At 70.7% G+C, this 19,613-nt stretch carries 17 protein-coding genes; 8 read left to right on the top strand and 9 right to left on the bottom strand.

The window, feature by feature from the left end; genetic code table 11:
* Positions 1–18: 18 nt before the first annotated feature.
* The 3 genes from OWR29_RS13100 to OWR29_RS13090 are packed head-to-tail and all read right to left on the bottom strand — an operon-like array spanning position 19 to position 4,407.
* Positions 19–2,982: a sensor histidine kinase gene (locus OWR29_RS13100; RefSeq protein WP_267562990.1), complete on the bottom strand. Its 2,964-nt coding sequence runs from the start codon at positions 2,980–2,982 to the stop codon at positions 19–21.
* 49 nt (positions 2,983–3,031) lie between these two features.
* Positions 3,032–3,847 (bottom strand): metal-dependent hydrolase, encoded by an 816-nt coding sequence (locus OWR29_RS13095; protein WP_267562989.1) that lies wholly within the window; start codon positions 3,845–3,847, stop codon positions 3,032–3,034.
* 59 nt (positions 3,848–3,906) lie between these two features.
* Complete coding sequence (locus OWR29_RS13090) at positions 3,907–4,407, bottom strand: DUF1707 SHOCT-like domain-containing protein (RefSeq protein ID WP_267562988.1); 501 nt, start codon at positions 4,405–4,407, stop codon at positions 3,907–3,909.
* A gap of 274 nt (positions 4,408–4,681) precedes the next feature.
* Between OWR29_RS13090 and OWR29_RS13085 the strand changes: the two genes are divergently transcribed.
* The 3 genes from OWR29_RS13085 to OWR29_RS13075 all read left to right on the top strand — a co-directional run bounded on the left by OWR29_RS13085 (position 4,682) and on the right by OWR29_RS13075 (position 7,743).
* Entirely contained in the window at positions 4,682–6,046 is a 1,365-nt protein-coding gene (locus OWR29_RS13085; RefSeq protein WP_267562986.1) for a sensor histidine kinase, read from the top strand.
* Positions 6,043–6,717: a response regulator transcription factor gene (locus OWR29_RS13080; RefSeq protein ID WP_267562984.1), complete on the top strand. Its 675-nt coding sequence runs from the start codon at positions 6,043–6,045 to the stop codon at positions 6,715–6,717. The genes OWR29_RS13085 and OWR29_RS13080 overlap by 4 nt, the downstream gene beginning before the upstream one ends.
* Positions 6,718–6,903: 186 nt before the next feature.
* A complete protein-coding gene (locus tag OWR29_RS13075) occupies positions 6,904–7,743 on the top strand; it encodes a formate/nitrite transporter family protein (protein WP_267562983.1) in 840 nt (279 codons plus the stop codon).
* Here OWR29_RS13075 and OWR29_RS13070 read toward each other — a convergent pair.
* A complete protein-coding gene (locus tag OWR29_RS13070; RefSeq protein WP_267562982.1) occupies positions 7,695–8,531 on the bottom strand; it encodes a helix-turn-helix domain-containing protein in 837 nt (278 codons plus the stop codon). The two genes, OWR29_RS13075 and OWR29_RS13070, sit on opposite strands and share 49 nt — an antisense overlap.
* 97 nt (positions 8,532–8,628) lie before the next feature.
* On the opposite strand from OWR29_RS13070, the gene OWR29_RS13065 reads away from it, so the two are divergent.
* The 4 genes from OWR29_RS13065 to OWR29_RS13050 all read left to right on the top strand — a co-directional run bounded on the left by OWR29_RS13065 (position 8,629) and on the right by OWR29_RS13050 (position 11,474).
* The gene (locus OWR29_RS13065; protein ID WP_267562980.1) at positions 8,629–9,039 is read left to right on the top strand and encodes a DoxX family membrane protein; all 411 of its coding nucleotides are present in this window, start codon (positions 8,629–8,631) and stop codon (positions 9,037–9,039) included.
* Entirely contained in the window at positions 9,036–10,052 is a 1,017-nt protein-coding gene (locus OWR29_RS13060; RefSeq protein WP_267562979.1) for a hypothetical protein, read from the top strand. The genes OWR29_RS13065 and OWR29_RS13060 overlap by 4 nt, the downstream gene beginning before the upstream one ends.
* A 102-nt stretch (positions 10,053–10,154) precedes the next feature.
* Positions 10,155–11,207 carry a glycoside hydrolase family 43 protein gene (locus OWR29_RS13055; protein ID WP_267562978.1) on the top strand — a complete coding sequence of 351 codons (1,053 nt, stop codon included), beginning with the start codon at positions 10,155–10,157 and terminating at the stop codon, positions 11,205–11,207.
* A gap of 81 nt (positions 11,208–11,288) precedes the next feature.
* Positions 11,289–11,474: a hypothetical protein gene (locus OWR29_RS13050; protein ID WP_267562977.1), complete on the top strand. Its 186-nt coding sequence runs from the start codon at positions 11,289–11,291 to the stop codon at positions 11,472–11,474.
* Here OWR29_RS13050 and OWR29_RS13045 read toward each other — a convergent pair.
* The 3 genes from OWR29_RS13045 to OWR29_RS13035 form a co-directional block, all read right to left on the bottom strand.
* On the bottom strand, positions 11,464–12,627 hold the full coding sequence (locus OWR29_RS13045; RefSeq protein ID WP_267562975.1) for a serine hydrolase domain-containing protein: 1,164 nt from the start codon (positions 12,625–12,627) through the stop codon (positions 11,464–11,466). The genes OWR29_RS13050 and OWR29_RS13045 overlap by 11 nt on opposite strands.
* A gap of 164 nt (positions 12,628–12,791) precedes the next feature.
* Entirely contained in the window at positions 12,792–13,346 is a 555-nt protein-coding gene (locus OWR29_RS13040; protein ID WP_267562974.1) for a hypothetical protein, read from the bottom strand.
* A 24-nt stretch (positions 13,347–13,370) separates the two neighbouring features.
* A complete protein-coding gene (locus OWR29_RS13035; RefSeq protein ID WP_267562972.1) occupies positions 13,371–14,507 on the bottom strand; it encodes a zinc-dependent alcohol dehydrogenase in 1,137 nt (378 codons plus the stop codon).
* A 180-nt stretch (positions 14,508–14,687) separates the two neighbouring features.
* Between OWR29_RS13035 and OWR29_RS13030 the strand changes: the two genes are divergently transcribed.
* Positions 14,688–15,500, top strand: coding sequence for a DUF4142 domain-containing protein (locus tag OWR29_RS13030; RefSeq protein WP_267562971.1), 813 nt, complete (start codon positions 14,688–14,690; stop codon positions 15,498–15,500).
* 46 nt (positions 15,501–15,546) lie between these two features.
* Here OWR29_RS13030 and OWR29_RS13025 read toward each other — a convergent pair whose 3' ends face one another.
* Entirely contained in the window at positions 15,547–15,960 is a 414-nt protein-coding gene (locus OWR29_RS13025; protein ID WP_267562969.1) for a rhodanese-like domain-containing protein, read from the bottom strand.
* A gap of 17 nt (positions 15,961–15,977) precedes the next feature.
* Positions 15,978–19,601, bottom strand: a complete 3,624-nt coding sequence (gene metH / locus OWR29_RS13020) for a methionine synthase (RefSeq protein ID WP_267562967.1) — start codon at positions 19,599–19,601, stop codon at positions 15,978–15,980.
* Positions 19,602–19,613 lie beyond the last annotated feature (12 nt).

The following is a 19,613-nucleotide window of genomic DNA, read 5'->3' as shown; positions in this document are numbered from 1 at the left end:
CAGCAGGTCAGCTGATGGCTACAGGGAGTGGAGATCGGGGGCCGGCAGGGTCAGCGAGAACTCCGTGCCGCCGCCGGCCGCGGGCTTCGCCGTCAGCGTGCCGCCGTGGGCGTCGGCGATCGCCTTGGTGACGGCCAGGCCCAGGCCCGTGCCCTTGATGCCGGCCTTCTGGGCGTTGCTGGCCCGGAAGAAGCGGCTGAACAGGTGCGGGTACTGCTCGGCGGGGATGCCGATGCCGGTGTCGCTGACCGTGATGACCACGGCGTCGGCCACACGCTCGGCGGTCACCGATACCGAGCCGCCCGCGGGGGTGTACTTGACCGCGTTCGACACCAGGTTGTCCAGGGCCTGGCGCAGGCGCTGGGCGTCGGCGTGCACGTCCAGGTCCGGCTTGATCGAGGCGTGGATCGTCAGCTCCTTGGCCGCCGCGCTGGGCCGCTGGCCGTCCACCACGTCGCGCAGCAGGCCGTCGGCGGCCATCGGGCACGGGTCGATGCTGATGTGGCCGGCGTCCAGCCGGGCCAGGTCGAGCAGGTCGTCGACCAGCCCCTGCAGGTGCCGGGTGGTGCGGTCGACGACGGTGGCGTGCTTGCGCTCGGCGCCGTCCAGGGCCGGGCTGTCGAGAAGCACTTCCGTGTACGCCTTGATGACCCCGACCGGGTTGCGGAGCTCATGGATGACCACGGCCGACAGCTCGTCCTTCATCCGGTCGAGCTGCCGCAGCTTCTCGACCTGCTCGCGCTCCTGCTCGAGCAGGCGCTCGCGCTGCTCGGAGAGCGCGTGCCGGTCGGTGACGTCGGTCGAGAGGCCGTCGACGAAGAACCGGTTTCCCTCCGTACGCGCGGCGGCCCGCGTCCAGATCCAGCGAACCACCCCGTCGAACCCGACGACCCGGCACTCCATCTCCGCGTGCTCGCCCGCGGTGAGCTTGCGCTTGAACTCCTCGATGATCGCGATGTCGCCGGGGTGGGCGCGCTCCTCCAGCATGGCCGGCGCCTCGACGGTCACCTCGCGGCCGAACACCTCGCGGCCGTTGGGGCTGCTGTAGACGAGCCGGGCCTCGTCGCCGGCCACCGCCTCGACGGTCCAGACGTAGTCGTTGACCTGCGCGACGATGCGGTCGAAGTTGCGGCGGGCGTCGGCCAGGGCGAGCGACATGTCCTCGGCCCAGCGGCGCTCGACGAAGCGGCCCAGGTGCGCGGCCACCGCGTCCAGCATCTGCACGGTGTCGGTGTCGAAGGGCAGGTCCTGGTCGGTGTAGAAGGCGAGAACGCCCAACGTACGGCGGCCGGAGCGCACCGGTACGCCGACGGCCCGGCGGATGCCGACTTCGTGCAGCGTCGCGCGGCCCTCGTCGACCATGTCGGTCGGCATGGCGCTGGTGTCCCACCACACCTCGCGGTTGCGGGCCCAGACCAGGCCGGGCAGGCCCTCGCCGAGCACGAAGGTCAGCGCCTCGTCGCCGGAGGAGCCGGTGAAGGCGGACAGGTCACGGTCGCCGGTGGTGTGCGAGCTGTGCCGCACGATGGTCTTGCGATCCTCGGTGACCTGCCAGTACTCGCCGCACAGCCAGCCCAGCGACTTCGTCAGGGCGGCCACCGCCTCGATACCGGCGTCCTTGGCGTTGGTGGCGTCGGAGAGCACCTGGGCCACGGCGTGCCGGGCGCGGCGCAGCTCCTCGGCCCGGTGGGCCTCGGTGATGTCGTGGAAGGCGATGACGGCGCCCAGCCGGCGGTGGTCGGCGGTGTCGATCGGCCGGCCGTTGGTGACGAACCGGCGCCACGCGTCCTCGGTCTTGGCCAGCATCTGCTGACCCTCGACGATCTCGCCGGCGAAGGCGCGGGTCAGCGGCATGCTGGTGACCAGGGCCCGGCCGTCCGGCTGGAAGACCTGGTAGTTGCTCAGCCACTCCTCGATCGGGGTGTCGGGCGCCAGGTCGTGGCCGGTCACCTCGCGGGCGGCCCGGTTGAGCAGGGTCAGCCGGCCCTCGCTGTCGCAGGCCGCGATGCCGACGTCGACGCTGTCCAGCACGGCCTCGAGGAAGGCGTGCTCCTCGTCGAGCTTCTTGCGCTGCTGCTCCATCTCCGCGGTGGCGACCAGGCGGCCGGTGATGTCGTGCACGAAGGCGTGGCAGACCGTGCCGCCGGGCTCGGTCACCACCTGCAGCGTCATCTCGGCCGGGAACTCGCGGCCGGTGCTGGTGAGGGCGGCGATGCGCAGGTGCTGGCCGTTCAGCTGGGAGTCGCCGCCGAGCCGGACGCGGCGCAGGCCGGCCACGTGGTCGGCGCGGAAGCGCTCCGGGATGATCAGGTCGGACACGTTGCGGCCCACGGCCTCGTCGGCGCGGTAGCCGAACATGCGCTCGGCGGCGGCGTTCCAGCTCAGCACATCGCCGTCGAGGTCGGTCGAGATGTAAGCGTCGTGGGTTGCGTTGAGGACGGCGTCCAGCCGGGCCGCCGCGATGGCCTGCTCGGCCCGGGCCAGGCGCAGCGCCACCTCGGACTCGGCCGCCTCGGCCAGGTCGCGCAGCATGGCGATGTCGTCGTGGCTCCACTCGCGGGGCACCGAGTCGACCACGCAGAACGAACCCAGCACATGGCCGTCGGGCGAGCGCAGCGGAATGCCGGCGTAGGCGATGGCGTCGTAGTCGCCGATCGCCGGGCTGTCGTGCAGGCGGGCGTCGAGCCGCGCGTCGGCCACGACCAGCGGGGCCTGGTCCTCGACGACGTGCTTGCAGTACGAGTGCGACAGCGGGGTCTGGCGGGTCTCCTCGAGCTCGCCGGAGAGGCCGTACGCGCTGGCGAAGCGCTGCCGGTCCTCGTCGACCAGGGAGACGAGCGCGGTCGGCGCGGCCAGGGTGCGGGCGGCGAGCTTGGTCAGGCGGTCGAGCGCGCCGACCCGGTCGGCCTCGAGCAGGCCGGTGGCCCGCAGCGCACGAAGGCGCCCGGCATCCCGCCGCGACGTAACCGTTGAAGTCAGCACGATGCCTGTAATCGGTCCGGCCGGGCCGCACTTGAGGCATGCGGAGTGCTCAGGAAAAGGTGTCCAGCTCGAATTTCTGCAACAGGCCGGGCGCGAAGATGCCGGCGATCGCGAGCAGGGAGATCACCACGAAGGCCGTGCGCAGCACGATCGTCTCGACCTTGCCGCCGACCCGGATGGCCATGCCGTTGGGCACGCCGACCATCCGCCACAGCCGGCGACCGGTCGGCACCGGCCACAGGATGGGCACGCCGGCCGAGGTGATCATGTCGCCGAACAGGTGCACCACGCACCCCACGGCCACCGCGAACCCCAGCATCGGGTAGCCCCGGTCGCCGGGCAGGTTGGCCGCGGTGAACCAGGCGATCACGGCCGAGCAGACGGTCACGATGACCCAGCCGGCCCGCTCGGCCCACTTGTCGAACAGCCCGCGCAGCGCCAGACCGGCCATGAAGAAGACGATGCCGAGCATGGCCCACTTGCCGTAGTGGCCGCCCAGCCAGGTGGTGCCCCAGCCGATGAGCGCCGCGAAGGGCAGGGTGTGGGTGAACGTACGGTGGCCGTTGGTCCGTCGCGGGTCGCGGCTGAGCCGGGTCGCCGTGTAGATGCCGAGCGACACCTTCTCGATCACCTCGGCCACGAAGAGCGAGAACACCCCGAACGTCCGGGCCACGGTGGCGCCGCCCTGATTGCGGGTGACCTTGCCCGACAGGTCCAGGTCGGGCAGCAGCGCGCCGCCCGCGCAGACCAGCGTGCCGACGGCCACGGCGAGCGGCGACTGCTCGTACCCGGCGAAGTGGTCCAGCGCCCAGGTGCCGGCCAGCCAGGCGGTTGCCCCCGAAAGAGCGTGCGACGGACCCATCATCGGTGTGAAACCCTCCCCGTACGTCTGTTCGAGGAGGGTTTCAGGTCAGCTCCGGTTGATCAACAACCTCGATGTCCACTGTGGAATCGCTGCGGGCCGCCCCAGCCCGGGCCGTTCCACGGGGCCACGCCGTGCCCGAGGCTGTACTCCATCTGCCAGCGGCGGTACCGGGCGTGCTTGAACAGGCCGATGAGCAGGAAGGTCAGCGGGATGGCGGGCCAGAAGAACTGCGCCCCCGAGATGATCCACAGCCCGGTCAGGATCATGGCGATCGAGGCGATGATCCAGGCGTGCCGGCGCAGGCTGCGGCGTGTCGCGATCTTGGCCTCGGGGGTGTTGGCGAGGGCGGTCAGGCCGCCGTTGGGCAGGTCGGCGGTGAGCGGGCCGAGCTCGTCGCGGAACTTGGCGGCGTACGCCTTGGCCAGGCGCTCCTCGCCCTCGGTGAGGTCGAGCCGGCCCTCGGCCATGGCGGCCCGCAGGATCTCGGCCACCTGCTCGCGCTCCTTGTCCGAGGTGCGGAGGCGCTTGTCATTGGTCCAGCTCGCGGTGTTGGGTTGCATCGGGATCTCCTCGGTCGGCGTCGTGCTTCCCAGAGTCGGCCTTTCGCCGGCGCGTCGCGTCGGCCCGGCGAAGCATCTTCCGGGCGGCCTCGGGGTGGGTCACGGTCCTTTCTCGTACGACCCACGTCTCACTCGGTCGACCCGGAGTACGACGCGGGGAGTACCGGAAACCCATCCGTGCTCCGATGCCCACGCCTCCGCCGGTGCCGTAACTTCGGCAGTGCACAGACGCGCTGAGGGACCGGCTGATGCGACCAGAGAGGGGGGCGCAGGCGTGAGCAGAGGCAACTGGCACATGCACGGGCCGCCGACGCCGCCATGGGCGCGCGAGAACCGGACGGGCCGCTTCCACGGCCGGCCACCCGTCCCGGCTCAGTTCCGTGGGCCGGGCGCCGGCGCTGCCATCGGGGCCGGGTTGTTCCAGGCGCTGGGAGCCAAGCAGCAGGCCGGCGACGGGCACGTCCTGGTCGCCATGCGTCCCCTGCTCTACCTGTTGCTGCTGGTCGGGCCCGTCGCCCTGCTCCTGCGGCGGCGCTATCCGGTGGCCGTGTTCGCGATCGCGGCCGCCGCTTCGTTCGGCTTCGCCACGGTGGCCGAACCGCACTGGTTCTGGACTGTCGCGCCGATCGTCGCGCTGTTCCAGCTCGGCGCGTGCGGACGGCGCACCGTCGCCTTCATCTGCGCCGGGGTGGCGTACGCGGCCTATCTCGCGGTCTTCTGGGTCTTCGCCGATCCCATCAGGCTGCGGCCCGAGGTGCGCCCCGGGCTGCGCGAGGGGCTGCTGCTCGGCATCGCGCTGGTCGCGGCGATCCTGCTCGGCGGCATCGCGAAGATCAAGGGCGAGCAGATGGCCCAGATGGTCAAGGTACGCGCCGAACGCGAGCGGGCCGAGCAGGAACAGCAGCGCCGGCAGGCCTCGGAGGAGAGGCTGCGCATAGCCCGCGAGCTGCACGACGTGATCGGCCACCACCTGTCGCTGATCAACGTGCAGGCCGGCGTGGGCCTGCACCTGATGGACAGCCGGCCCGAACAGGCCCGCGAGGCGCTGTCGGCGATCAAGACGGCCAGCTCCGAGGCGCTGCGCGAGGTGCGCTCGGTGCTGGGCGCGCTGCGCACGGAAGACGAGGCGGCCCCCCGCCAGCCCGCGCTCGGCCTGAGCCGGCTCGACGAGCTGACCGCCAACGCCGGCCTGCCGGTCGAGACCAAGGTGAGCGGCGAGGTGCGCCCGCTGCCGGCCGAGGTCGACCGGGCCGCCTACCGCATCGTCCAAGAGGCCCTGACCAACGTCCGCCGCCACGCCGGTCAGGGCGCGACGGCCGCGGTCTCGGTCGACTACCTGCCGACGGCGCTGCACCTGGCGGTCCGCAACGACACGGTCAACGCGCCCGCTCCGGCCGAGGGCGGCCCACCCGGCACCGGCATAGCCGGCATGCGAGCTCGCGCGCAAAGCTTGGGCGGCACGCTCGAGGCGGGGCCGGTGACCGACGGCTTTCTCGTGTCAGTGCTGCTTCCCGCGACCGGCGACGGCGCCGCCCCGGCCGCCGGCGGAGCGGTCTCGACCGGCGGCGGCGGGGTCTCGACCGGCGGCGGCGCGGTTCTCAACGGCGGCCGGGCGGCCGGCGAAGGAGTGGCGGAATGATCTCGGTGGTGCTGGCGGACGACCAGCTTCTCGTGCGGGCCGGGTTCCGGGCGCTGCTCAACGCCGAACCCGACATCGAGGTGGTGGGCGAGGCGGGCGACGGGCTCGAGGCGGTCGCGCAGGCGCAGAAGACCAAGCCGGACGTCGTCCTGATGGACATCCGCATGCCCGGCGTCGACGGCCTGGAGGCGACCCGGCGCATCGCGGCCGACCCGTCACTGTCCGGCACCCGGGTGGTCATCCTGACGACCTTCGAACTCGACGAGTACGTGTTCGAGGCGCTGCGGCTGGGCGCGTCCGGCTTCCTGGTCAAAGACACCGAGCCGGTCGAACTGATCCGCGGCGTGCGCGCGGTCGCGGCGGGCGACGGCCTGCTCTCCCCCGGCGTCACCCGGCGTGTGATCGGCGAGTTCGCCGGCGGCGCCCACGCCCGCTCGGCAGCCACCCCGCCGGCCACCCTCGACCAGCTGACCGACCGCGAGCGTGAGGTCCTGGTGCTGGTGGCCGAGGGCCTGTCCAACGACGAGATCGCGGCCCGCCTGGTGATCAGCCCGGCCACCGCCAAGACCCACGTCAGCCGCACGATGATCAAGCTGGGCGCCCGCGACCGCGCCCAGCTGGTCGTCTACGCGTACGAGGCCGGCCTGATCCGCCCCGGCTGGCTGGCCTGATCCGCCGCTTTCCCGCCTTTCCTCGCGGGCCTGGTCCGCCGCTTGTCGCCCTCCTTGGTGGGCCCGGTCCGCCGCTTCCCGCCCTTCCTCGCTGGCCGGATTCGCCGCTCTTCTGCCTTTTCTTCGCCGGCCGGATTCGCGCTTTTTCGTCGGCCTGATCGTCGAGGGCCGGGGTATGCGCGGTTCATGCCTGCCAAGGAACCGTCCGAGATCGCGCACGCCGCCGTCGCCACCGGCGTCAAGAAGGCCGAGCTGCGCTGGGACAAGGTACTCATCGGCTCGTTCCTGGCCGGCGCGTACATCGCATTCGGCGGGCTCGTCGCCATCGCGGTGTCGTCCGGCCTCGATCCGCGCACCTGGGGCAGCCTGCCCACCCTGTTCACCGGCACGGCATTCACCCTGGGCCTGGTGCTCGTGCTGGTGGCCGGCTCGCACCTGCTGACCGGCAACATGCTGCTGGTGCCGATCAGCGCCCTGCAACGCCGGCTCACCAAGGCCGACGTGGCCCGCAACCTGACACTCGTACTGATCGGCAATGTGCTCGGCGCGCTCTTCGTCGCCTACTTCCTGGCCGTGCAGACCGGAGTGATCGGCCACGTCGGCAGCGACGCCGGCACCTCGGGCGCCATGACCTACGACCGCCTGGCCGCGATAGCCCAGGCCAAGGCCACGCACGAGAACAACTGGCAGATCTTCCTGCGCGCGGTCGGCTGCAACTGGCTGGTCTGCCTGGCCGTCTGGATGTCCCTGGCCGCCGACACCCTCTCGGGCAAGGTCCTGGTCATCTTCTTCCCGATCATGGCCTTCGTGGCCATGGGCTTCGACCACGTCGTGGCCAACATGTTCTTCCTGCCGGCCGCCATCTTCGCCGGCGTCCCCGGCCTGGGCTGGGACGACACACTGCGCAACTGGGCGTTCGCCTTCCTGGGCAACCTCGTCGGCGCCTTCGTTTTCGTAGCCACCTCGTACTGGTACCTCTACCTGCGCGACGAGCCCTCAACCGAGAAGCCGCGCGAACTGACCTGACGCCCGTCACCGCCCCGTTCGGCGTTTTCGAGACGCACGCAGCAGCGTTCGGGCGCGGGGTCGAGCACTGCGCGGTAGGGGGCCTCGGCGGCATCGGTCAGGCCGTGCAGCAGGTGCAGGTTGAGTCCGCACACGAGTTCCGTGTAGCTGCGCGCGAGCCGGTGGAACGGGCAGTTGGATAGAACCAGCCCCACTTCCGTCCTGCGCGGCTCATAGCCGGCCCTGGTCAGCAGTTCGAGCGTCACCGCCGAGGCGTCATCGCCCACCGGCCCTGACGCCTCCGGCCCCTCAGGTTCCGCCGCTTCTCTCCCAGCAGAGCCATGGCCGGCGGCGTCCCGATCGGACGGTCGATGGTCGATCAGCTCCCGCCGGGCGAGTTGGTGGCCCGTCTCGTAGGCGATCCGGGGAGCGACGTCGCCGATCTCGGCGCCGGTCGTCATGGCCTCGGTGACGGCGGCGGCCAGCAGGGTGGCGGCCAGTTCGTAGCGGCGATCGGGCACGGAAACCAGCAGCTCGTCGGGCGTGCGGGCGTACAGCTTGGCCGGGCGGCCGGCTCCGGGACCCCGGCGGTCGTGCAGGCGGCGGAACTCGATGGTCAGCAGCCCCTGGGCGGCGAGCTTGTCCAAGTGGGCGGCGGCGATGCGCCGGCTCACGCCCAGGGCTTCGGCGGCCGCGTCCCGGGTGACGGCGTCGGGCCGGCCCGCGACGTAGTCGAACACGGCGCGGCTGGTCGGATCGTCCAGGGCGGCCACGGAGGCGATGCGGTCGGCCCGGCTCTGGTATGCCATCCCTCGACTCTAAAGGACGCAAGCATTGACTTTAGAAATCGACGACGCCTACCGTCTCTAAAAAGCGTGAAGACGTACTTTAGAAGGAGGCACCGCGATGACCACCTCAACGTCGAAGGCAGCCACGCTCGTCCGAGGCGACCCCGCCCACCAGGCGTTCCTGCTGCTCCGCACTGTGTTCACGATCGCGCCCATCGCGTTCGGGCTCGACAAGTTCTTCAACCTGCTCACCGACTGGCCCGGCTACCTGGCCCCCTGGATCGACCGAATCGTCCCCGGCCCCGCCCAACAAGCGATGTATGCCGTCGGCGTCGTCGAGATCCTGGCCGGCCTGCTGGTCGCCCTGCGCCCACGCTGGGGCGCCCTGGTCGTCGCCGCCTGGCTGGCCGGCATCATCCTCAACCTGCTCACCCTGAGCGGCTACTACGACGTAGCCCTACGCGACTTCGGCCTCCTCATCGGAGCGCTGGCCCTGGCCCGCCTAGCCACCGCCGAGCCCTCCCGATGACCGCCCACACCCACTCGCCCACCGCCGCGACCCCACCCACCCGCCATCCCGCCCGCATCACCACCGTCCCGGCCGACGCAGTCACCGCCCCGGCCAACCACCACCACAACCACGTCGCCACGGCTCCGGCCATCCAGGCCGCCGCCGCCCCGACCGACCACCACCACGATCGCGTCGCCGCAATTCCAGCCCACGGTGTCGGCGGCGTCGGCTCGGCGAAGAGCAGCAACCGCGCCATCACCGTCTCAACCGGTCACGCAGCCGTTCCGGCCGACCGCGCCACCCTTATCTCACCCCGTCACGCCGCCATTCCGGTCGACCACGCCGCAACCGGCCCACCCGGCCGCGCCGCCGATCTAGCCGAGCGCGCCGCCACCAACCCACCCGGCCGCAACATCGTCCGGGCCGACCACGCCGCCACTGTCGTGACCGACATCCCCGCCGTTGTTCCAAGAGGCCGCGCCGGCGCTTGCGCAGCTGTTGGTGCCGCCGTTTCGGGCGACTGGCCCACCAACGCCTCGACCGGCCGCCGCCTCGTCGAGGCCACCGTGCCCGATGACCGGGCCGCCGCGGCCGGCCCTCTCGCTCGGGCGGCCACCGGCTTGGCTGGCCGACGGCTCTTCCGCGCGGCTTCCGTGTTGGCCGCCGTCGTCGTCGCCGCGTTGGTGGCGCCTGCGTCGGCGGGGGCTGCGGCGGTTGATCGGACGCCTCCGGTGGCGCCTGTCATCGTTTATGCGTCTGGGCTCAAGTGGCTCGGCGGCTGCCTGCCGCTCACTATCGGCATCCAGCGGACCACCGACAACGTCACGCCGCAGTTGTCGCTGGTCTATGAGGTGTTCGCGGATGGCGTGCGCCTCGGGTCTCTGCGTGACAACGGGGCCAACGCGGCCGTCTGGGGCACCCTGCATTTCCGCCGGCCGGGGCCGCAGACGGTCACGGCGCGGGCGGTGGACGCGGCCGGCAATCGGTCGACATCGAGCAACGCCGATGTGGTCACCGCGTACGGGTGCTGATCACCGGGGTGCCCGTTTGCGGCGGTTCCTGCCCCTAAGCGCATTGACAACGCTGTAAATCGGGTCGGATTCTCGGGGGAACCCCATCCCCCGGGAGTCCCCATGAAGAAGTTCCGATCCCTCGCCCTCGGCTCCGCGCTGCTGATAGCCGGAGTCCTTGGGCTCGCCTCGCCCGCCGCCGCCGGGCAGACCTCTCTGCGGGCGGCCGACCCCAGCGTGCTGCGCGTCGGCGGCACCTACATCTCTGTGCAGTCGACCGGCGGCGGCATCGCCGTGCGGCAGGCCTCGTCGACCGACGGGCTGGCCTCGGCGCCCTCGCGTCAGGTATGGAGCGACACCCGCAACCTCGGCGAGGTGTGGGCGCCCGAGATCGCCACCGACGCCGGGCGGTTCTACATCTACTTCTCGGCCGGCCGCGGGGCTGCGCACCGGATGTACGTGATCAGCTCGGGTTCGGCCGACAGCGGCTACACCGCCGAGACGCGGATGGCCCTGCCGGACGACCGGTGGGCCATCGACGGCGCCATGTTCGTCTTCAACGGGCAGCGCTGGTTCGTCTGGTCGGGCTGGGCCGGCACCACCAACGTCGAGCAGAACCTCTACATCGCCCGGATGAGCAGCCCCACCACGACCACCGGCGCCCGCTACGTCATCTCGCAGCCGCGGGAGAGCTGGGAGCGGGTGGTCGGCAACCCGTTCATCAACGAGGGGCCGGAGCCGATCCGCGACCCCAACGGGCAGCTCCACATCGTCTACTCCGCGAACGGCAGCTGGAGCGACCAGTACTGCCTGGCTGATCTGCGACTGCGGGCGGGCGGCGATCCCACGTACGTGTGGGACTGGTACAAGTCGAACGGCTGCCAGTTCGGCTCGAACCGGGCCACCATGATGGCCGGCTGGGATCCCACGCTCTATGCCAACGGGCCCGGCCACCACACATTTGTGCTGCTCAACGGCGACATCGCGACGAGCCCGCCGGCTGGGCCCCGCTTCCCGATGATGTACCACGCCGTACCCAAGGGAACGCCGTACGCCTGGGCGAACCGCTACTGGTACACCGGCACTTTCGTTTGGTGGGGCAACAGCACCTACACCCGGGCGAACGTTCCCGGCGCCACGTCGAACACGGGCTTCGGGCTTAAGTTCTTCGAGTGAAAAAGCATCACCGGTTCGGTTGATGCGCCGCCGGTATCCGGCGGCGCATCATGTTCGTTCCTGGATCAAGAAAGTGTGCCCATGTTCAAGACCGCCGACGCCGAAGCCCGCCTCGCCACCGCGAACGAGATCGCCGCGCTCCTGCGCGCGCAATACGTCGCCAGCGGGGACCGCGCGTATCTGCACGCCGCCACCATCGCCCTCAGCAAGGCGGGTCCGACGGCCACTTCGTCCACCGACGAGCTGATGGCGGTCTTTACCTCCTGAGGCACAAGGCGTCGGTCACGAACCGCACGATGCGGTCGTCCACGGCCGTCGATGAGGACGCCAGCCCGGTGGTGCGGTAGAGCACGACGGCCCGGTCACCGGCGCCTGTCACGCCGTTGAACGTGCTGGTGCCGATCACGTCGCCGGGGTGTCCCCAGAATCCGCCGCACTCGTTCGGCACGTGGAAGATGCCGAGCCCGTAGCGGATGCCGGGCGCGATGTCCTGCATGCCCTCGGCGAGGACCGTCTTGTGCATCTGGGCGGCCTGCGCCGGTCGCAGCAGCTCGCCGCGCTGCAGGGCGCGCCAGAACCGGGTGAGGTCGGCGGTGGTGCTCACCATGCCGCCGGCCGCGTCCGCCGCGCTCGGGTTCCACTCGGTGACGTCGATCAGCGGCGCGCCCGGCCCGAACTGCTGGTACGTCCGCGCGTACGGGCGGGGAAGGGTTGGTTCGTCGCCGGGGTACGACGTGTCGTGCAGGCCGAGCGGGCGCACGATGCGGGCGCGCACCTCGGTCGCCCACGAGTGCCCGGTGACGCGCTCGATGATCATGCCGGCCAGGATGTAGTTGGTGTTCGAGTACGCCCACTTCGTCCCGGGGGCGAAGTCGGGTTCGTGCTTCATCGCGAGGGCGACCAGGTCTTCCGGCTCGTAGTGGTCGAACCGGTGCGCCTGGTACGCCTCGGCCGAGCCGAGTGCGGCCAGGTCCTCGGTGTAGTTGTGCAGGCCGGTGGTGTGCTGCAGCAGCTGGCGTACGGTGATCCGGCGCCCGTCGTTGCCGTTGCCGGACACCACGCCGGGCAGCAGGTGCTCGACCTTGTCGTCGAGCGACAGCTTGCCTTCACCAACGAGCTGCAGCACCACGACCGAGACGAACGTCTTCGTGTTGCTGCCGATCCGGAAGCGGCCGTCGAACGGCATCGGCCGGCCGGTACGCCGGTCGGCCACTCCGCTGCGCGCCACGACGTCGCGGCGGCCGGCCGAGATCTCGCCCTGCGCACCGACCATGCCCAGGTCACGCAGGTCGTCCAGGGCGGTCTGCAGGTCGGAGCGGGGCGATGCGGCCGCGGCCGCCGGGACGGCGCCGACCGCCGAGACGGCCAGCACGGCGGCGGTGACGACAGCGCCCGCCCGCAGCACAGAATTCGCTTTCACGGGTCCTCCAGTTCCACATCGGAATGAGGACCCAAACGTACGAATTGGCAGGTCACCGGCGACACGGGGCTGACCCCCGTCTTTTTGGGGGTGCTACCACCCTGGCGGAAAGCGTGCGCCGATGCCCGCCCCTCGAGGCACCGGCGCACAGTCTCTTCCGACCGTCAGCCGCGAGACCGGCCGGCCACCCGGCGGACCACGGCGACCCCGAGAGCGGCCCCCAGCACCCACGGCGCGGCCACGATGATCGGGTCGAGCAGGTGATGCCCCCGGTCGGCGCGCCGGCCGTGCCTGGGCCCTTCGGCCAGGATGCCGGTCTCGGTGACCGGGTTGTCCGGGCGGCGCGACACGAACGAGCGCAGCGTGCCCTCGACCGTGTCGACCCGGTCGGCGGCGAGCAGCAACAGCCAGTGCGCCGCCCGGCCCTCGCTGTATTTGGCGTACGAGTAACGGCGGATCACACCGGAGAGGCCCTTGGGCGGGCAGGACGTGCCGAACACGGGGGTCAGGAAGGCATGCTCGATCGACCGCTCCCGCGGCGTGTTCTCGGGCTGACGCTCCGGGAACTCCCAGTGCGCGCCGCTGAACGACGGGTCGAACACCTCCCGCGGCACCGACGGGCGGTCCTTGGGGTCCAGGTCGGCGCCCCACCCGGGGATGCGGGCGCGCAACTGCTCGCTGGTCTCGGCCAGCTTGGGCTTGTCGGGCGTATAGGCCATGGTTTCTCCTTCAGGCCGGCGAACTCAGGCGGACGGGACGATGAGCGGCTTGATGCAGCCGTCGAGCTTGGCCGAGAACATGTGGTAGCCCTCGGCGATGTGCTCGAGCGGGATCCGGTGGGTCACGATCTCGTTCGGCTTGAGGTAGCCGTTGCGCACGTGCTCGAACAGCCGCGGCCACTGGCGCTTGACCGGGGTCTGGTTCATGCGCAGCGTCAGGCCCTTGTTCATGGCGTCGCCGAACTTGACGGCGCTGAACATCGGGCCGTACGCGCCCATCACCGACACCGTGCCGCCCTTGCGCACCGAGTCGATCGCCCAGTTGAGCGCGATCGGCGAGCCGCCCTGCAGCTTCAGCTTGGCCGCGGTGACGTGCTGCAGCAGGTTGCCGTCGGCCTCGGCCCCGACCGCGTCGATGGCCACGTCGGCGCCCAGGTGGTCGGTCAGCTTCTTCATGTGCACGACGATGTCGTCGTGCTCGGTGAAGTTGATCGTCTCGGCGTGGGCGAAGGTGCGGGCCTTCTCGAGGCGGTAGTCGAGGTGGTCGATCACGATCACCCGGCCCGCGCCCATCAGCCAGGACGACGCGGCGGCGTACTGGCCGACCGGGCCGGCCCCGAAGACGACGACCACGTCGCCCTCCTTGATGTCGCCCAGCTGAGCGCCGAAGTAGCCGGTAGCCACGGCGTCGGTGAGCAGCACCGCGTCCTCCTCGTCCATCCAGTCGGGGAGGAGGGTGGGGCCCACGTCGGCGAACGGCACCCGGACGTACTCGGCCTGACCGCCGTCGTACCCGCCGGTGGTGTGCGAGTAGCCGTAGATGCCGCCGACCGCCGTGGCGTTCGGGTTGACGTTGTGGCAGTTCGAGTACAGGCCGCGGGCACAGAAGAAACACGTGCCGCAGAAGATGTTGAACGGCACCATGACCCGGTCGCCGACCTTCAAATTCTGAACCGACGAACCCACCTCGTCGACCACGCCGACGAACTCGTGGCCGAAGGTCGAGCCGACCCGGGTGTCCGGCATCATCCCGTGGTAGAGGTGCAGGTCGGAGCCGCAGATGGCCGCGCGGGTCACTCGTACGATCGCGTCGTTGGGGTGTTCGATCGAGGGCCGGTCCTTCTCCTCGACGCGCACCCGGTACGGGCCGCGATAAACCATGGCTTGCACAAGAACCTCCCGGTCGGCACACGCTTGAGCGGTTCTGGCTACCCGCCGCCTCCGCGAGCAAACGCCGCGTGACCGGGACGGAATCTGTGAACTTCCTTTGATCCGCGCGGGGTCCCGGTGCGTATATCCGCCCAACAGGGGCCCCGCCGAGTGCAGTTGAAGGAGGTTGACGTGTTCGCCGTCGATCGCTTGTTCCGCCGCAGGCACCTGCTGGGGGTGGTGGTCGCCGCGACGGCCCTCCTCCTGCTCGCACCGAGCGCGGCGCAGGCGGAACCCGGCGTACCGCTGCCGCCCAACGGGCTCATCACCGACACCGGCGAGGGCCGGGTCGCCGCGGCCGACAAGGACTTCGCGGTCAAGGTGCGGCTGGCCGGCCTGTGGGAGATCCCGGCCGGCGAGATGGCCCAGGAGAGGTCGGACAACCCGAAGATCAAGAAGATTGGGAAGGACATCGCCGCCCAGCACGTGGTGCTGGACAAGATGGTCCGCGACGCGGCCCGCAAGCTCTCCATCGACCTGCCCGACAAGCCCAACGAGGACCAGCAGGGCTGGCTGGCCGAGATGCGCGAGGCCCAGGGCGAGGAGTTCGACCAGATCTACATCGACCGGCTGCGGGCCGCCCACGGCAAGATCTTCCCGGCCATCGCGACGATCCGCACGAGCACCCGCAACGACACGATCCGCAAGCTGGCCCAGCGGGCCAACCAGTTCGTGATGACCCACCTGACCCTGCTCGAGAGCAGCACCCTGGTCGACTTCGAGGCGCTGCCGACCGCCCCGCCGCCGGCCACCACCCCGGTCAGCAACAGCGGCGGCGGAAGCCAGGCGCTCGCCTCGTCCGGCTCGAGCACCGGAGGCCCGGCGGTCAGCCTTCCGCTGGTCGGCGGTCTGCTGGCGGTGATCGTCGGTCTGGCCTTCTTCGTCGGCCGCAGCGTCCTCAACGACCCCCGCCGCCGGCGACGCCGCTACCGATCCCGGTACTGAAACCGCGTCCCTCCGGGTAATCGACATCCATGAGGGACGGACGCCCTCAGTAGCGCACGTCCTCGGGGTCGGTGGTCGTGGGCAGGCCCGCGGCCACCCACGCCTCGAAGCCGCCGGCCAGGTCGGTCGCGTTGGGCAGACCGCAGGCGCGCAGCGAGGCGGCGGCCAGGCTCGAGCTGTAGCCCTGCCGGCACACCACCACGATCACCCGGTCGGCGTCGGTGGCCTCGGGGATGCGGTTGGGCGACCGTGGGTCGAGCCGCCACTCCATCACCGTGCGGTCGATGACGATGGCGCCGGGCAGCGAGCCCTGCTGGGCCCGCTGCACGTCGGTGCGGGTGTCGATGAGCAGCGCGCCGGCCGCGGCGGCAGCCCGCGTCTCGTGCGGGTCGAGCCGTCGCACGCCGGCGCGCGCCTGGGTCAAGAGGGCATCGACGCCCTGCAGATCGACGGAAGTCACCCGACGATCATGCCCGATCAGTCGATCTCGTACGCCAGGTTGGGGCGCAGCCAGCGCTCGACCTCGTCCTGCGGCATCCCGCGGCGGTGGGCGTAGTCGGCCACCTGGTCTTTCCCGAGGCGCCCGACGGTGAAGTAGCGGGACTCGGGGTGGGCGAAGATCAGGCCGCTGACGGCGGCAGCGGGCGTCATCGCGTACGACTCGGTCAGCCCGACGCCGATCTCGGCCGTGCCCAGCAGCTCGAACAGGTCTTTCTTCTCGCTGTGGTCGGGGCTGGCCGGGTAGCCCAGCGCCGGCCGGATGCCCCGGAACCGCTCGGCGTGCAGGTCGGCCAGGTCGGGCTGCGAGCCGGGCTCGAACCACTCGCGCCGGACCTGCAGGTGCAGGAACTCCGCGAACGCCTCGGCCAGGCGGTCGGCCAGCGCCTTGACCATGATCGCCCGGTAGTCGTCGTTGTCGGCCTCGTACTTGGCGGCCAGCTCGTCCGCGCCGTGGATGGCCACGGCGAAGCCGCCGAGGTGGTCGCCCTCGGGAGCGATGTAGTCGGCCAGGCAGCGGTTGGCCCGGCCGGCCGGCTTCTGGGTCTGCTGGCGCAGCATCGGGAACGTGACGCCGTTCTCCAGGACGATGTCGTCGCCCTCGCTGTGCGCGGGCCAGAACGCGTAACGGCCGCGGGCCTCGAACGACCCGTCCTTGATGATCTGGTCGAGCAGCTCGTTGGCGTCGTCGAACAGTTCGCGGGCCACCGGCTGCTCCAGGATGGCCGGGTATTTGCCCTTGAGCTCCCAGGCCAGGAACAGGAACTGCCAGTCGATCATCTCGCGCAGCTCGGCGATGGTGGGGCGGACGTCGCGGACACCGGTGAAGGCGGGCGTGGGCAGGTCGGTGAAGTCGACCTTCTCGCGGTTGGCCCGGGCCTGCTCGACGGTGAGCAGCGCCTGGGCGTGCCGGTTGGCGTGCTGCTCACGGAGGCGCTCCTGCTCGGCCCGGTTGGCCGTGTCCAGGCGCTCGGCCCGCTCGGGTTCGAGCAGGTCGCTGACCACGCCCACCACCCGGGAGGCGTCGAGCACGTGGACGGTCGAGGCGTCGTACGCGGGGGCGATGCGCACGGCCGTGTGCTGCTTGGACGTGGTGGCCCCGCCGATCAGCAGCGGCAGCTTGAGCCCGCGGCGCTGCATCTCGGCGCCCACCGCGACCATCTCGTCGAGCGACGGGGTGATCAGGCCGGACAGCCCGATGACGTCGGCCCCCTCGCTGATCGCGGTGTCCAGGATCTTGCCGGCCGGCACCATCACGCCGAGGTCGATCACCTCGTAGTTGTTGCAGCCCAGCACCACGCCGACGATGTTCTTGCCGATGTCGTGGACGTCGCCCTTGACCGTGGCCAGCACGACCTTGCCCTGGCCCCGCCCGGTCTCGATCCGGCCTTCGAGACGGGCCTGCTCCTTCTCGGCCTCCATGAACGGCTCGAGGTAGGCCACCGAGCGCTTCATCACGCGGGCGCTCTTGACCACCTGCGGCAGGAACATCTTGCCCGAGCCGAAGAGGTCGCCGACCACCTTCATGCCGTCCATGAGCGGGCCCTCGATCACCTCGAGCGGCCGGTTCATCTGCTGCCGGGCTTCCTCGGTGTCGTCCTCGATGTAGTCGACGATGCCGTGCACCAGCGCGTACGACAGGCGCTCGCGCACCGGGGCCTCGCGCCACGACAGGTCGACCTCGCGTTGCTTGCCCTTGCCGGTGACCGTGGACGCGAAGGTCACGAGCCGGTCGGTGGCGTCGGGGCGGCGGTCGAACAGCACGTCCTCGACCAGCTCGAGCAGGTCGGCCGGGATGTCCTGATAGACGGCGAGCTGGCCGGCGTTGACGATGCCCATGTCGAGACCGGCCTTGACCGCGTGGAACAGGAACGCCGAGTGCATGGCCTCGCGCACCACGTCGTTGCCGCGGAACGAGAACGACAGGTTGGAGATGCCGCCGCTGGTGCGCGCGCCCGGGCAGCGCTCCTTGATCAGCGGCAGGGCCTCGATGAACGCCTTGGCGTAACCGTTGTGCTCGGCGATGCCGGTGGCCACGGCCAGCACGTTGGGGTCGAAGATGATGTCGTCGGGGGCGAACCCGGCCTCGTTGACCAGCAGATCGTAGGCGCGGCCGCAGATCTCGACCTTGCGGTCGCGGGTGTCGGCCTGGCCCTGCTCGTCGAAGGCCATCACCACCACGCCGGCGCCGAAGTCGCGGATGCGGCGGGCCTGGGCCAGGAACGGCCCCTCCCCCTCCTTGAGGCTGATCGAGTTGACCACGCCCTTGCCCTGCACGCACTTGAGGCCGGCCTCGAGCACGGTCCACTTCGAGCTGTCGATCATCACCGGGATGCGGGCGACCTCGGGCTCGGTGGCGATCAGGTTGAGGAACGTGGTCATGGCCTGCTCGCTGTCGAGCAGGTCGGCGTCCATGTTGACGTCGAGCAGGTTGGCCCCGCCGCGCACCTGGTCGAGCGCGACGTCGACGGCGCCCTGGTAGTCGTCGGCCTCGATGAGCCGGCGGAACTTGGCCGAGCCGGTGACGTTGGTGCGCTCGCCGATCATGACGAAGCCGGTGTCGGGGCCGATCGCGAACGGCTCGAGGCCGCTGAACCGGGTCGTCTCGGCCGGCGGGTTGATCACCCGCGGTGTCTTATCTTTGACCTTGGAGGCGATTTGTCCGATATGTGCGGGCGAGGTGCCGCAACAGCCGCCGACGATGTTGACCAGGCCCGCGCTCGCGAACTCCTCGAGGAGCGCACCCGTCTGTGATGGGGTCTCGTCGTAGCCGCCGAACGCGTTGGGCAGGCCGGCGTTCGGGTGGGCGGCGACATACGTGTTGGAGAGGCGGGCCAGTTCGGCCACGTGCGGCCGGGCCTCGGTCGCGCCGAGCGCGCAGTTGACCCCGACGATCAGCGGCTCGGCCCGCTCGATGGAGCGCCAGAACGCCTCGACAGTCTGGCCGCTGAGCGTGCGGCCGGACAGGTCGACGATCGTCACCGAGATCCACAGCGGCAGGTGCGGCGCCACCTCGCGGGCGGCGGCGATGGCAGCCTTGGCGTTGAGCGTGTCGAAGATCGTCTCGATCAGCAGCAGGTCGACGCCGCCCTCGGCCAGCGCCGCGATCTGCTCGGCGTACGCGGCCTTGACCTGGTCGAACGTGACCGCGCGATAGGCCGGGTCGTCGACCTTGGGCGACAGCGACAGCGTCACGTTGAGCGGGCCGATCGAGCCCGCCACGAACTTGCCGCCCGCCTCGTCGGCCGCCTGCCGGGCCAGTTGCGCGCCGCGCAGGTTCATCTCTTTCACGTACGACTCGAGGCCGTAGTCGGCCTGGGCGATGCTCGTGGCGGTGAAGGTGTTGGTGGTGGTGATGTCGGCCCCGGCGGCCAGATATTGCCGGTGGACGTCGAGGATCACGTCGGGCCGGGTGAGGATCAGCAGGTCGGGGTCGCCCGTGACGTCCTGCGGGTGGTCGGGGCCGATCAGGTCGCCGCGATAGTCCTCGGGCCGCAGCTTCGCGCCCTGCAGCATCGTGCCCCAGGCGCCGTCGAGCACCACGATCCGCTCACCGAGTAGGCGCTTGAGCTCATCGATACGTGACGTGCTGGCTGTTTCCACACCGACCACCTC

The organism is Paractinoplanes pyxinae (assembly GCF_026626335.1).
GTDB lineage: Bacteria > Actinomycetota > Actinomycetes > Mycobacteriales > Micromonosporaceae > Actinoplanes > Actinoplanes pyxinae.
Note: the sequence above shows the minus strand (reverse complement) of the source record. Positions and strands in the feature narration are given on the sequence as shown.

Excerpts from the sequence above, each read along its gene's own strand:
- OWR29_RS13095 (WP_267562989.1), bottom strand. The coding sequence starts at position 3,847 with ATGATGGGTCCGTCGCACGCTCTTTCGGGGGCAACCGCCTGGCTGGCC.
- OWR29_RS13090 (WP_267562988.1), bottom strand. The coding sequence starts at position 4,407 with ATGCAACCCAACACCGCGAGCTGGACCAATGACAAGCGCCTCCGCACC.
- OWR29_RS13080 (WP_267562984.1), top strand. The coding sequence starts at position 6,043 with ATGATCTCGGTGGTGCTGGCGGACGACCAGCTTCTCGTGCGGGCCGGG.
- OWR29_RS13075 (WP_267562983.1), top strand. The coding sequence starts at position 6,904 with ATGCCTGCCAAGGAACCGTCCGAGATCGCGCACGCCGCCGTCGCCACC.
- OWR29_RS13070 (WP_267562982.1), bottom strand. The coding sequence starts at position 8,531 with ATGGCATACCAGAGCCGGGCCGACCGCATCGCCTCCGTGGCCGCCCTG.
- OWR29_RS13065 (WP_267562980.1), top strand. The coding sequence starts at position 8,629 with ATGACCACCTCAACGTCGAAGGCAGCCACGCTCGTCCGAGGCGACCCC.
- OWR29_RS13060 (WP_267562979.1), top strand. The coding sequence starts at position 9,036 with ATGACCGCCCACACCCACTCGCCCACCGCCGCGACCCCACCCACCCGC.
- OWR29_RS13055 (WP_267562978.1), top strand. The coding sequence starts at position 10,155 with ATGAAGAAGTTCCGATCCCTCGCCCTCGGCTCCGCGCTGCTGATAGCC.
- OWR29_RS13050 (WP_267562977.1), top strand. The coding sequence starts at position 11,289 with ATGTTCAAGACCGCCGACGCCGAAGCCCGCCTCGCCACCGCGAACGAG.
- OWR29_RS13040 (WP_267562974.1), bottom strand. The coding sequence starts at position 13,346 with ATGGCCTATACGCCCGACAAGCCCAAGCTGGCCGAGACCAGCGAGCAG.
- OWR29_RS13035 (WP_267562972.1), bottom strand. The coding sequence starts at position 14,507 with ATGGTTTATCGCGGCCCGTACCGGGTGCGCGTCGAGGAGAAGGACCGG.